13 protein-coding genes and 1 riboswitch are annotated in these 13,574 nt (G+C 38.2%); of the genes, 9 read left to right on the top strand and 4 right to left on the bottom strand.

What is annotated here, in order from left to right; genetic code table 11:
• Positions 1 to 39: 39 nt before the first annotated feature.
• From NP781_RS16520 to NP781_RS16505, 4 genes are all read left to right on the top strand, one after another.
• Positions 40 to 801: an IclR family transcriptional regulator gene (locus tag NP781_RS16520; RefSeq protein ID WP_221681063.1), complete on the top strand. Its 762-nt coding sequence runs from the start codon at positions 40 to 42 to the stop codon at positions 799 to 801.
• Between the two features lie 11 nt (positions 802 to 812).
• The gene (locus NP781_RS16515) at positions 813 to 1,736 is read left to right on the top strand and encodes an aminopeptidase (RefSeq protein WP_257520389.1); all 924 of its coding nucleotides are present in this window, start codon (positions 813 to 815) and stop codon (positions 1,734 to 1,736) included.
• Positions 1,737 to 1,943: 207 nt separating this feature from the next.
• Positions 1,944 to 2,411 carry an NUDIX domain-containing protein gene (locus tag NP781_RS16510; RefSeq protein WP_257520388.1) on the top strand — a complete coding sequence of 156 codons (468 nt, stop codon included), beginning with the start codon at positions 1,944 to 1,946 and terminating at the stop codon, positions 2,409 to 2,411.
• On the top strand, positions 2,395 to 3,171 hold the full coding sequence (locus NP781_RS16505) for an alpha/beta hydrolase family protein (protein WP_257520387.1): 777 nt from the start codon (positions 2,395 to 2,397) through the stop codon (positions 3,169 to 3,171). The genes NP781_RS16510 and NP781_RS16505 overlap by 17 nt, the downstream gene beginning before the upstream one ends.
• Before the next feature lie 65 nt (positions 3,172 to 3,236).
• Here the strand turns inward: NP781_RS16505 and pckA are convergent, their stop codons facing one another.
• Positions 3,237 to 4,823: a phosphoenolpyruvate carboxykinase (ATP) gene (gene pckA / locus NP781_RS16500; protein WP_066038097.1), complete on the bottom strand. Its 1,587-nt coding sequence runs from the start codon at positions 4,821 to 4,823 to the stop codon at positions 3,237 to 3,239.
• Between the two features lie 389 nt (positions 4,824 to 5,212).
• Positions 5,213 to 5,331: riboswitch (SAM riboswitch) on the top strand.
• A 258-nt stretch (positions 5,332 to 5,589) separates the two neighbouring features.
• Between pckA and metK the strand changes: the two genes are divergently transcribed.
• Positions 5,590 to 6,786, top strand: coding sequence for a methionine adenosyltransferase (gene metK / locus NP781_RS16495; RefSeq protein ID WP_221681059.1), 1,197 nt, complete (start codon positions 5,590 to 5,592; stop codon positions 6,784 to 6,786).
• A gap of 177 nt (positions 6,787 to 6,963) precedes the next feature.
• On the opposite strand, the gene NP781_RS16490 is transcribed toward metK, so the two are convergent.
• Positions 6,964 to 7,476, bottom strand: a complete 513-nt coding sequence (locus NP781_RS16490; protein WP_016994472.1) for a gamma carbonic anhydrase — start codon at positions 7,474 to 7,476, stop codon at positions 6,964 to 6,966.
• A gap of 134 nt (positions 7,477 to 7,610) precedes the next feature.
• On the opposite strand from NP781_RS16490, the gene NP781_RS16485 reads away from it, so the two are divergent.
• Both NP781_RS16485 and NP781_RS16480 read left to right on the top strand, forming a co-directional pair.
• A complete protein-coding gene (locus NP781_RS16485; RefSeq protein WP_221681057.1) occupies positions 7,611 to 8,417 on the top strand; it encodes an alpha/beta hydrolase in 807 nt (268 codons plus the stop codon).
• Between the two features lie 126 nt (positions 8,418 to 8,543).
• Complete coding sequence (locus NP781_RS16480) at positions 8,544 to 10,052, top strand: alanine/glycine:cation symporter family protein (RefSeq protein WP_221681056.1); 1,509 nt, start codon at positions 8,544 to 8,546, stop codon at positions 10,050 to 10,052.
• Between the two features lie 71 nt (positions 10,053 to 10,123).
• On the opposite strand, the gene NP781_RS16475 is transcribed toward NP781_RS16480, so the two are convergent.
• Together NP781_RS16475 and NP781_RS16470 are read right to left on the bottom strand one after the other, a co-directional pair.
• On the bottom strand, positions 10,124 to 10,699 hold the full coding sequence (locus NP781_RS16475) for a tRNA 5-(aminomethyl)-2-thiouridylate-methyltransferase MnmM (RefSeq protein WP_257520386.1): 576 nt from the start codon (positions 10,697 to 10,699) through the stop codon (positions 10,124 to 10,126).
• Complete coding sequence (locus tag NP781_RS16470) at positions 10,696 to 11,652, bottom strand: tRNA modification radical SAM protein MnmL/YtqA (RefSeq protein ID WP_004225990.1); 957 nt, start codon at positions 11,650 to 11,652, stop codon at positions 10,696 to 10,698. The genes NP781_RS16475 and NP781_RS16470 overlap by 4 nt, the downstream gene beginning before the upstream one ends.
• A 225-nt stretch (positions 11,653 to 11,877) precedes the next feature.
• On the opposite strand from NP781_RS16470, the gene NP781_RS16465 reads away from it, so the two are divergent.
• Complete coding sequence (locus NP781_RS16465; protein ID WP_221681053.1) at positions 11,878 to 13,056, top strand: MDR family MFS transporter; 1,179 nt, start codon at positions 11,878 to 11,880, stop codon at positions 13,054 to 13,056.
• A gap of 140 nt (positions 13,057 to 13,196) precedes the next feature.
• Positions 13,197 to 13,544 (top strand): ArsR/SmtB family transcription factor, encoded by a 348-nt coding sequence (locus NP781_RS16460; protein ID WP_221681052.1) that lies wholly within the window; start codon positions 13,197 to 13,199, stop codon positions 13,542 to 13,544.
• Positions 13,545 to 13,574: the final 30 nt, after the last annotated feature.

Genomic DNA, 13,574 nt, shown 5'->3' with positions numbered 1-13,574 from the left:
GCCGTTTGTACAGATAAATAGTTCAGAAGGATGAGAGATATGCTAAAGACATTAAATTTATCAATTGCGGTTTTAAAAATGTTTACAAAGGAAAAGCCCACATGGGGTGGTCGAGAGTTAGCACTGGCGATGAACATGAATCATACAAATTTATATCGCATTCTTGAAACCTTCGAAAATAATGGGTTTATTACAAAAGATCCTATAACAAAAAAATATTCTCTGGGAATTGCACTATGGGAAATAGGTATGAATATGTATGATTCATTAAACATAGATCAGCTATGTATGCCAGTTCTTGAAAAATTAAAGGATGTCACTGGTGAAACAGCCATTTTTACCGTACTGAATGGACTGGAAGCGTTAACATTATTGAAAGCAGAGCCTGTAAATAAGGTGAAGTTTACAGTTTCAAGAGGAAGTAGATCGCCACTGTATGTAGGAGCATCTTATCGTTCGATGCTTGCTTTTTTAAATGAAGAACAAATTGCAAAGGTTATAGATGAACCATTAACAGCTTATACAAATAATACAATGACAGATGCCACAGAAATAAGGGCAGAGCTAGAAAAAATTAGAACATGTGGCTATGCACTTAGTAACAGTGAGTATTCGGTCGATGTATTGGCGCTAGCTATGCCTATATTTAATAGTGAGGAACAGGTCGTAGCGTCTATTACCGTTTCTGGACCAATTTATCGTTTTACAGAGCAACGTGTTCCTGAGTTTTTGGGACCTTTAACGGAAGCTAGAAATGAAATAGAAGGAATTATTCGTAGATATCATTTGAATTTTAATTAAGGAGTCCTATTATGCATCATTTACATGACATTGCACTAAATGTTTTAAAAGGCAATTTAAATGTTCAATCTTCAGAGTCACTATTAATTTTGACGGATAGCCACAAACAAGACATCGCGAAAAATTTTTATGAAGCTGGACTGTCAATTACTGCAAATACAATGTTCATGGTGATGCCCCTGTTAGAGAAATCAGGGCAGGAGCCAATCCATGCAGTTTCTGAGCTTATGGCAAATGCCGATGTTACACTGTGTATTACCTCCCACTCCCTAACACATACATTGGCTCGTAAACATGCCTGTGAAAAGGGTGGACGTGTAGCAACAATGCCAGGGGTAACATTGGAGATGCTGGAGCAAGGTGCCCTTCATGCAGATGCACAGGAGATCGAAGCTACAGTAGAAAAATATGTCCTTTTACTTGATACGGCAAAAGATATTCGTATTATCAAGGATGGCCATGAGCTGACGTTCAGTGTAGAAGGTCGTTTCGGCATTCGTTCCACAGGGGTGATTCGTCAACCTGGTGAGTATGGGAATATTCCTTCAGGAGAATCCTATATTGCACCAATAGAAACATCAGCGAATGGAGAGATTTTAGTAGATGGTTCTATTGCTAATATTGGTGTCTTAAAAGAGCCATTATTATTAAAAATAAAGAATGGTCGCTTAGAAGAAGCAATCGGTCCTGATGGTCCACGACTACTGGCATTACTTGGTGAAGGCAATGGTAGAGTTATTGCTGAGTTTGGCATTGGAGCCAATAAAAGTGCTATCCTATGTGGCAATGTATTAGAGGATGAGAAAGTGTATGGGACCATCCATATCGCTTTTGGCAGTAATGCGCCATTTGGTGGAGCCAATGCGTCAGATGTTCATATTGATTGTGTTGTGAAAAGTCCTATCGTCTATTTTGACGGTCAGCAAGTAATTTAAAGAAAAGCGTGTCTTCCTATGAAGCACGCTTTTTTCATGCTTTATAAGACTGTAGCTTAGGGTTGCTTGTCATTGTAGGTTTACAATATAGTTAATAGAGATAGGAATAGGAATTGGAATGATGATTAAATTCTGTCCATAAAATAGAAGTATTGATGAAGAAAGTAACTTTTGTTTTGCAACAAGAAAGAACGTGAGGGTGAAGAGATGTTAACATTTACAGATTTACATGGCCTACAAGTAGATTTGAGTTTTACAAGAGGCGAATTTAAAGTAAAACCTAAACACGTCCTTGTCCTTTTAAAGTATGAAAATAAATGGTTATGTACTGTCCATAAACGACGTGGTGTAGAAGTGCCAGGGGGGAAATTAGAAGAAGGCGAAACATTAGAGGAGGCGGCGATTCGAGAAGTTTTTGAAGAGACGGGTGTTCATGTGAAAAATCTTCAATGGTTTGCAGAGTATGCAGTGTATGATGAAATCGTTTTTTGTAAAACTGTTTTCACTGCACAATTTTTAGCGCAAGAGGATATAGAATTTGATTTAGAAACGTCAGGCATGCTTTGGTTAACCGATGAAGAATTTGTTCAGCATCCTAACTTGAGTTTTCACATGAAGGATGAGGGGATGAAGAAAATGCTGGAGGAGCTGAAACATCGTGACATACAATGGTGATATTATCGAAAAACGCCCCTATCCTTCACCAAATCCAGCTATACGTTTAACGGAAATAACCTATCTTTCACAGGGCTTACGTATAAAAGGACTATTAGCAGAGCCAAAGGCAGAAGGTACATATGATGGCTTTTTATATTTAAGAGGCGGCATGCAAAGCATTGGGATGGTCAGACCCTCTCGTATTGCACAATTTGCGGCGCAGGGCTTTATCGTATTTGCCCCATATTATCGTGGGAATCGTGGGGGAGAGGGTCGTGACGAGTTTGCAGGGGCAGACCGTTACGATGCGGTCTATGCCGTAGATGTACTCAAACAATTCTGCAATGACAATATCCATGTTTTTGGTTTTTCACGAGGTGGTATTATGGCTCTGTGGACAGCCATTTTAAGAAGGGATATTACTTCTGTTGTAACATGGGCAGGTGTTTCTGATGCAACGGCCACCTATTGGGAACGTACAGATATGCGCAGGATGATGAAGCGCGTTATTGGAGGAACACCTAATCGTGTACCAGAAGCGTATGATGCAAGAACACCTCTTTTTGAGATAGAGCGAATAACAGCTCCCGTTCTTATCATTCATGGCTATCGTGATGAAAATGTGGATATTGAACATGCCAGACAATTGGCATTTTTTTTAGAAGAAGCAAATAAATCATTCGAAACTTGGTATGATCTTCACTATGCACATCAATATCCACCAGCAAAAAATCGTGAAACTGTCCGTGCTCTTTGCAAGTGGATGAAACAACAATAAAGCGTAGAGAAAACAAAAAGACAAAGGGAACGAATAATTTGTTCCCTTTGTCTTTTATATAGACGTTACTTTAATGGGCCACCAAGTGTAGTGATGGCTTCAGAAACGTTTGAGAATTTCTTGAAGTTTTCGTTGAATAAGCCTGCAAGCTCAGCAGCTTTTGCATCGTATGCAGCTTTATCTGCCCAAGCTTCACGAGGATTTAACACTTCTGAAGGTACTCCTTCAACTGCTGTTGGAATGTGTAAACCAAACACAGCATCTTGTGTTGTTTCAACATCTGCTAATTTACCATCGATTGCTGCACGGACCATTGTACGTGTGTATGAAAGTTTCATACGGCTACCTGTGCCATATTCGCCACCAGTCCAACCAGTGTTTACTAAGTATACCTGTGCACCGTGCTCGTCAATTTTTTGACCTAACATTTCTGCGTATACTGTTGCGGGAAGCGGAAGGAAAGGAGAACCGAAGCAAGTAGAGAATACTGGTTCTGGCTCAGTCACACCACGTTCAGTTCCAGCAAGTTTAGAAGTGAACCCGCTTAGGAAGTGATACATTGCTTGTTCTTTTGTTAATTTACTGATTGGAGGTAACACGCCAAATGCATCAGCTGTTAGGAAGATGATTGTTTTTGGATGACCTGCAACAGAAGGATCAACGATATTTTCGATATATTGGATTGGATAAGCTACACGTGTATTTTCTGTTAGTGAACCATCGTCATAGTCACAAATACGAGTTTCTGGATCAACAGCTACGTTTTCTAATACAGAGCCGAAGCGGATTGCATTGTAGATTTCTGGTTCTTTTTCAGCAGAAAGGTTGATTGTTTTTGCATAGCAACCACCCTCAATGTTGAACACACCATTATCAGACCAACCGTGTTCATCGTCACCGATTAGCTTACGATCAGGATCAGCTGATAACGTCGTTTTACCAGTACCAGATAGACCGAAGAATAACGCCACATCGCCAGCTTCACCAACGTTTGCTGAGCAGTGCATTGAAAGAATACCTTGTTGTGGTAATAAGTAGTTCATGATACCAAAGATAGATTTTTTCATTTCACCAGCATATTCTGTACCACCAATTAAAATAATTTTCTTTTCAAGTGATACGATGATGAATGTTTCAGAAGCAGTACCATCAACCGCAGGATCTGCTTTAAAGTTAGGAGCTGAGATGACAGTGAAGTCAGCAACATGAGAAGCTAATTCATCTGCTGTTGGACGGATAAATAATTGATGAGCAAAAAGATTGTGCCATGCGTATTCATTAATAACTTGAATGCTTAATTGTGAATCTTTGTCAGCACCTGCAAAGCCTTTGAATACGAATAACTCGTCACGTTCTTTTAAATATTTTATTACTTTTACATATAGGTTATCGAACACTTCAGAAGAAATTGGTTGGTTTACTTTACCCCAGTCAATTTGATCTTTTGTGCTTTCTTCTTCTACCGTATATTTATCTTTAGGTGAACGACCAGTGTATTTGCCAGTTTCTGCACGAACTGCGCCATCTACTGTTAACATTGCTTCACCACGAGATGTAGCTTTTTCTGCTAATTGTGGTACTGAAAGTTGAACATTAATGTTACCGCCGTTTAATAATTCCTTCAGTTCGTTTGCAATTTCTACTGAATTCATCGATTAAATACCATCCTTTTTTATAGTATTCCCTTGATTTAGAGGGATTTTTTCTTAATTTCAAAAATAGTATAACACAATTGCTTAAATAATCTATACTAATTAAGAAATTATTTTAGAGTTTTTACCACTTTTCAATAAACTGACAAAAAATAATGTTTTTCGAGGAGAATACCATCAATCCTACTGTAATTAGGCATGAAGATTGAGCCACACATATGTTACCACAAGTAGCTAGGTATGTTGTAGGGATTAATTTGCTTCTATTTACATCATCATCCAAGTATGAAAAGTTTTTGTGTAATAAGTTCTTTCCTTTCTATACAGTAATACATAAGAAAATATTTGACAACGTTCGACCTTTTCAGTAACATGAGATTGAACGGATACTCTTATCCCGAGCTGGTGGAGGGTCAGGCCCTGTGAAACCCGGCAACCTGCATGAACTATTTCACGACATGCGTTGGTGCCAACCTGATGCAAGGGAACATCCCTTGAACGATAAGAGTGAAAGGTTACGCAGTCATTATTCCTTTCCTCATGTAAAGTAACGTGAGAAAAGGATTTTTTTATTGTTAAAAATCAATGTAAAGGTAAGTATATGTAGTTCTTTCCTTATTATAATGACGGATCTTTCGAAATCCTCGTGATAAAAGCAGCAGTAACGGCTTGAGAGTTCAATCCTTAGGAGCGGACTTGACATGGGTAATGAGTACCGTATTCATACACAACTACTTATTGTAAGAGTATTTAGGAGGAAAACCAAATGACAAACCGTCGACTGTTTACATCAGAGAGTGTAACAGAAGGACATCCAGATAAGATTTGTGACCAAATCTCGGATGCCATTTTAGATGCTATTTTAGCAGAAGATCCAAATGCACGTGTAGCGTGTGAAACAACTGTAACAACAGGATTAGTATTAGTAGCAGGAGAAATTACAACTTCTACTTATGTAGATATTAAAGGTATTGTTCGTGACACTGTAGCTGAAATTGGCTATACACGAGGTAAATATGGCTTTGATGCTGAGAACTTAGCGGTGCTTGTGGCAATTGGTGAACAATCACCTGATATTGCTCAAGGTGTTGATCAGGCATTAGAGGCACGTGAAGGCTCTATGACAGATGCAGATATTGAAGCAATTGGTGCTGGTGACCAAGGCTTAATGTTTGGCTATGCATGTAATGAAACACCAGAGCTAATGCCATTACCAATTAGCTTGGCACACAAATTAGCACGCCGTTTAACAGAAGTACGTAAATCAGGTGAACTTGCCTATTTACGTCCTGATGGTAAAACGCAAGTAACGATAGAATATGATGACAATAATGTACCGGTTCGCGTGGATACAATTGTTATTTCAACACAGCATGATGAAGAAGCAACACTTGAACAAATTCAAGCAGATTTAAAAGAATTTGTTATTGCACCAGTTGTACCAAGTGAATTATTAGATGCTAATACGAAATACTTTATCAATCCAACTGGCCGTTTTGTAATTGGTGGACCAAAAGGTGATGCTGGATTAACAGGACGTAAAATCATTGTTGATACATACGGTGGTTATGCACGTCACGGTGGTGGTGCCTTCTCAGGTAAGGATGCAACCAAGGTAGACCGTTCAGCGGCATATGCAGCACGTTATGTAGCGAAAAATATCGTAGCAGCTGGCTTAGCAGAGCGTGCTGAAGTGCAACTCGCTTATGCGATTGGCGTTGCGCAGCCTGTTTCCATTGCTGTCGATACATTTGGCACAGGTAGAGTGAAAGAAAGCGAGATCGTTGAATGGGTACGCGAGCTATTCGATTTACGCCCAGCAGGTATCATTAAAATGCTTGATCTTCGTCGTCCCATTTATAAACAAACTGCTGCATATGGACATTTTGGTCGTACAGATTTAAATGTACCATGGGAGCAAATTGATAAAGCAGACGCGTTACGAGAAAAAGCATGTTTATAAACTATTGAACTAAAGTAATGAAGTCATTAGAAAATTATTCTAATGTATTAATAAGCAAAGGAGCAATATTGCTCCTTTTGTTTTATAAAAAATACCTCGCTAGGATTCGTGAACATATTCGGTACACGAAAACGCGAGGGATTTTTTCGTTGGTATTAATTTTTTTGTGTAGATTATTTATTTTTGAAGTGATTTATAATATTGACCTTTTTCTGCGTATTCTCGTACGATGCGTTCCATATCCTCTTTATCCTCAGCATTTAATTCTCGGACAACTTTTGCTGGACGACCTAAAGCTAGACTATTTGGAGGAATGACTTTACCAGGAGGTACTAGGCTTCCTGCTCCAATAAATGCACCTTCTCCAATCTCAGCTCCGTCTAAAATAATGGATCCCATACCAATTAAGGCATTTTTGCGAATTGTACAACTATGTAAAGTGACTTGGTGTCCAACTGTTACCTCATCTTCAATAATGAGCGGATATTTTGGGCTTTGGTGTAAACAGCAAAGATCTTGAATACTGACACGTTTACCGATAATCGTTGGGGAAACATCACCACGAATAACCGTATTAAACCAAATGGTTGTTTCGGCGCCAATTGTTACGTCGCCCGTAACAGTTGCATAATCAGCAATGAAAACAGATGGATCGATCTTTGGCGTTTTATCTTTAAATGGATAAATCATGAAAATCGCCTCTTTTCTTTCTATAATGTAGTATTATCGTATCAAATACGCAACATTATGGAAATATAAAATTAAAATGTGCTATTTATTTCGATATAATCAAAGTGTAATTATTTTTTAGGAGGACTATGTAAATGTGGAAATGGGAAGCTGATGGACAAGCAAAAGCTGTGATTGCTATTCTTCATGGTGCTTATGAAAATCACCGTTGGTATGCATGGCTGATAGAGAAATTAAGATTAGAAGGCTTCCACATAGTCATGGGGGATTTACCGAATCATGGGGGTAATGCAAGGTTTGCTCGAGTCCATGATGAAGACTTCAAATTGTACAATAAGTATACAAGAAACCTGATTGAGAATGCTTTTTCATATAATTTACCAACCTTTGTAATAGGACATGGACTAGGTGCAACATTAATCCTCCATACAATGCAAAAGAGACAATATGAATGTGCGGGCATTATTTTAACATCACCTTGGTTGCAACTAAAGCTATTACCAGGTAAATTAACAAATGCTTTAACAAGTCTAAGTGCGTTAACAGCGAATGTTAAATTGACACATGACATTACATTAGAGAAATTAACGCGTAGTGTTGAAGGCAGAGAAGAAATGAAAGATGAGGTACCGCTCATGTCTGTTGTTTCTGTGAAATGGTATCGAGAGCTTCAGCAGATGATGAAAAATTTAGTGATGCTGCCTAAAGGTGAAATGCCAAATATGCCTATGCTCATTATGACAGCTGAGAAGGATAAAATTACGGACACTCGCCAAACTCGAAATTGGCTTCATCAACAGGAATTCACGGAATTTCAGTTTAAAGAATGGGCAAATTGTTATCATAATTTATTCCATGAGGGAGAGCGCGAAGAAATTTTTATGTATATACGAGATTTTATTAATAATGCTCTTCGAAGAATTGGTTATATAATTAAATAGGTTTATACCCTTCCATTTACTAGGTTACTTACTTAAATATTGTTACTCAAAAATAATATTGTAATTTTCTGAAAAGTGTAATACTATAATGATCTAAAGTAAGGTATTTTAAATTGGAGGGGTAAAATGGATGTAATTGTGGAGAAGTTGAATGGTATTTTATGGGGACCATGGTTTATTTATGGTATCTTATTGATTGGGTTATTTTTCTCAATTATCACAAGGTTCCTACAGGTAAGGCACATTAAAGATATGTTTGTTTTAATGTTTAAAGGGGAGAAATCGGAAAAGGGAATATCTTCTTTCCAAGCAATGTCTATCGCATTATCAGGACGTGTAGGTACAGGTAATATTGCTGGTACTGCGACAGCAATTGGAATGGGAGGACCTGGTGCTGTCTTTTGGATGTGGGCAATCGCTTTCATTGGTGCGGCTACCGCGTATGTAGAGTCAACATTAGCTCAAATCTATAAAGAAGAGAAAGATACAGAATATCGTGGTGGACCGGCCTTTTACATAGAAAAAGGAATGGGTCAAAAATGGTTTGCAGTTATTTTTGCTGTAGCTGCTTTAATTGCAATGTTAATTTTGATGCCTGGTGTGCAGTCAAATGCCATCGCAGGTGCTGTTGAAAACGCTTTCGGTTTGGATACATGGATCACAGGACTTATAATTGTTGTGTTACTAGGTGCTATTATCATTGGTGGTATTAAATCGATTGCAAACGCTGCTCAAATAATTGTACCATTTATGGCATTAGCTTATATCATTATGGCCATTATCATTATCTTTATGAATATTTCACAAGTACCAACAGTTATCGGATTAATTTTTTCTAGTGCCTTTGGGGCTCAAGAAATTTTTGGCGGCGTTATTGGTTCAGCGATTGCTTGGGGTGTTAAACGTGGAATTTACTCCAATGAAGCTGGTCAAGGAACTGGAGCTCACCCTGCGGCAGCTGCGGAAGTATCGCATCCTGCTAAGCAAGGAATTGTTCAAGCAGCGTCTGTGTATATTGATACATTATTAATTTGTTCTGCTACGGCCTTTATGATTTTATTTACAGGTATGTATAATGTGCAAGATGAAAAGGCAGCTGAAGGCGCAGATCCATTTATTCATGTTGGAGAATTCAATAGTGGTGGATTAGCAGGCGATGAGCAAATGACTTTTGCGAAAAGTATTGAAGCAGGAGCTGCGTATACACAATATGCAGTTGACTCATCATTACCTGGCTTTGGAGCTCCGTTTGTAGCCATAGCGTTATTCTTCTTTGCCTTTACAACAATTATGGCTTACTACTATATTGCAGAAACAAATGTTGCTTACTTATTTAGAGGTAGCACAGAAAAGGTATTCATCTGGATTGCCAAAATTGCCATTTTAGTTGCGGCCTTCTATGGTACAATCCGTACGTCTGGTCTAGCATGGGCAATGGGTGATGTAGGCCTTGGTCTGATGGTTTGGATTAATGTTATAGCTATTTTAATTATTATGAAACCAGCTATTGTTGCATTAAAAGATTACGAGAAACAGAAAAAAGAAGGAAAAGACCCAGTCTTTGATCCTCGTAAATTAGGAATTAAAGGTGCAGATTTCTGGGTTGACTATAATGAAAAACGTAATAACAAGTAGATAAAGCAAGGCGATCAGCTAGTTTGATAGAAACTAGCTGATCGCCTTTTAGCTTGTCCTCAACAATAGTATTAAATAGGATATTCTTTCATTTTTTCTAACGCAATGACGAATGGTGGATCATTTTGTTGATTAAGAAATGCGTATTTTAAGACATGGATATATTTTTGTGGAAGTTGACTTACATAATCAATGACCTTATCACGTTCTTCTTTTCCACCTGGATGACCATGATAAATAACAAGAACAATCAAACCGCCCACTTTCAAGAGCTTTAATATATCTTCAAGAGCTTGAATTGTTGTATTAGGCCTTGTAATAATATCATGGTTGCTACCAGGTAAATAGCCGAGATTAAAGATTGCCGCAGCTACTGGCTTGTGTACAAACTGTTTGACTTCTTCATGCCCTTTATTTAAAACGAGTGCTCGATGTTCTAAACCATGATCTAAAAGTCGAAGGAGTGTCGTGTCAACCGCCTTTTTTTGGACATCAAAGGCATAAACTTGTCCTTCATCCCCAACAAGCTGTGCCAGAAACAATGTGTCATGACCGTTTCCAGCAGTTGCATCAACAACTGTATCTCCCTCTTCTATATTATCTTTTAATAACTGCTGGGCATATTGTAAAACGCGTTGTAGTTTCATTTCGTAACCTCTGTCTTATACAACTTCCCTTGCCAACTACCACGACGTTCAAGCTCAGCGTCAATGCCATTCAGTACTTCCCATTTATTGACACTCCACATTGGTCCAATCATTAAATCAATCGGTCCATCACCTGTAATACGATGAATGACCATCTCTGGTGGTAAAATTTCCAATTGGTCTGCTACTAGTTTTGTATAGACATCTTGATCTAAAAACTCTAGCATACCTTTTTCATATTGCTTCACCATAGGCGTTCCTTTTAATAGATGAAGTAAGTGGATTTTAATGCCTTGGACATCTAATTGAGCAACTGCTCGTGCCGTTTCCATCATCATGTCATAGTCTTCGAGAGGCAACCCATTAATGATATGTGAGCAAACACGAATGCCATGCTTACGCAATTTTTCAACGCCTTCCACATACGTTGCATAATCATGGGCGCGATTAATAAGATTAGCCGTTTTCTCATGCACCGTTTGTAGACCGAGCTCAATCCATAAATACGTCCGTTCATTTAACTCTGCTAAATATTCGACAACATCATCGGGTAAACAATCAGGGCGAGTAGCAATAGAAAGACCTACTACACCTTCTTGCGCTAAAGCTGCTTCAAATTTTTCTTTTAAAACTGGCAAAGGGGCATGTGTATTTGTGTAGGCTTGGAAATAAGCCATGTATTTGCCATCCTTCCATTTCTGATGCATTTTGTCTCGGATTTCAGCAAATTGAACATCAATTGGATCTACCTTATTGCCAGCAAAATCACCAGAACCTGCAGCACTGCAAAATGTACAGCCACCGAAAGCGACTGTGCCGTCGCGGTTAGGGCAATCAAATCCTGCATCTAAGGCCACTTTAAATACTTTATGACCAAATTGGTCACGTAAATAGCGATTCCATGTATAGTATCTTTTCCCCTCTGAAGGAAAAGGAAAATTCGTCTCTGTCATTTATTTCACTCCTCTAACGCTCTATTCTATCATGTGCATTTCGTTCCGTCATGGGGTAAGGGTATTATCAAGATTTGGATAAAGAAAAATGGAAAGGAACATAACTAAATATGATGGAAAATAGGATAGAAGTCTTGTAAAAAAGGTAAAATTATTTTCCTTGTACTTTTAAGTATTTCAGCATACACTAGCTATTTAGAGAAGCGAAATAATGGAGGTCATTCTATGCCAAAACGTGTTTGGTTTTTAATTATCGGAATGCTTGTGAACACAACAGGCAACTCTTTTTTATGGCCTTTGAATGCCATTTATATGCATGATTATTTAGGCAAATCTTTAGCTATGGCTGGTTTTGTCTTAATGTTGAATTCTGCTGCTGGAGTAATAGGCAATCTATTAGGTGGTTACTTATTTGATAGAATTGGTGGCTATAAAGCTATTATGCTTGGTATTCTGTTAACGATTGCTTCATTAATTGGCTTAACAATTTGGCATGGTTGGCCACATTATGTGTGGTTTTTAACGATACTAGGCTTTAGTGGGGGCATTGTTTTTCCGGGTATGTTTGCCTTAGCTGGAGCTGCCTGGCCCGAAGGTGGACGTAAGGCTTTTAATACTATCTATTTAGCACAAAATGTCGGTGTTGCCGTAGGTCCTGCCCTTGCAGGTATAGTGGCAGATTATCAATTTGACTATGTGTTTAAAGTAAATTTAGGTATGTATATTTTATTCTTTTTCATTGCCTTATTTACATTTAAGCGTTTGGAGGCGGGCAGTATTGCACCTAAAAATGTCTTGAGTGAAAGTAAACGAATCGTAAACAAGGCCCCTTTCTATGCTTTGTTAATAATTAGTGCATCCTCTGTTTTATGCTGGCTAGCATATTCTCAATGGAGTGCAACCATTTCATCTTATACACAAGATTTAGGATTGGGATTAAAGCAATACAGCCTACTTTGGACAATCAACGGTCTTCTAATTGTCATTGGGCAACCACTCATTGCACCGCTCGTAAAGCGGTGGGAACACAATTTAAAGCGTCAGTTAGTATTTGGTGTAACGCTGATCGCACTTTCCTTTGGTATTATTGCCTTTGCAAATGATTTTAAAATGTTTGGAGCAGCGATGCTTGTCTTAACATTTGGCGAAATGTTTTATACGCCAGCATTACCAACGATTGCTAATCAACTGGCACCAAAAGGTCGTCAAGGATTCTATCAAGGGATTATCAATAGTGCTGCTACTGGAGGACGGATGATTGGTCCACTATTTGGTGGTATTATGGTAGATCAATTTGGCATGATTCCTCTCGTTTTAACATTGGTGGTCATCGTACTATTGGCGATTATTCCATGTTTAACATACGATTATCCTTTAAAGAAGAACAAAATAGTAGCAGATTAATACACTGAAAAGAGCAAAAACGAGTGTTAAGCACTTGTTTTTGTTCTTTTTTTATAGTAGATATTGAAAAAATGTTGTGACAGGATTACAATCATACATATTCAAATATTTGAATATGTAGTTATATGGAGGGGTTTTTTATGGAAGAGGGCTTACAACAGTTTAAAGCAGATTTTTTCAAAGCATTAGCACATCCGTTACGCATTAGAATACTTGAACTCCTTGTAGATGGACAGAAAAGTGTCAATGAGATTCAAGATTGCTTAGAGAAAGAGGGTTCTGCTGTTTCTCAGCAATTAAGTGTATTGCGTGCTAAAAATATTGTTTATGGCGTCAAGGAAGGCAAAAAAGTTTATTATTCTTTAAGTGACCCAATGATTGGTGCATTACTTGGGGTGGCAAAGGATATTTTTAATAACCATTTGGTTCATACCATTTCGAGATTAGAGGAAATGACAAGTAATGAAGGTGACGAAGAGAATAAGTAAATCAATGATGATGACAAATTGGGCTTTGCT

The organism is Lysinibacillus sp. FN11, assembly GCF_024628845.1.
Lineage (GTDB): Bacteria > Bacillota > Bacilli > Bacillales_A > Planococcaceae > Lysinibacillus > Lysinibacillus capsici.
Note: the sequence above shows the minus strand (reverse complement) of the source record. Positions and strands in the feature narration are given on the sequence as shown.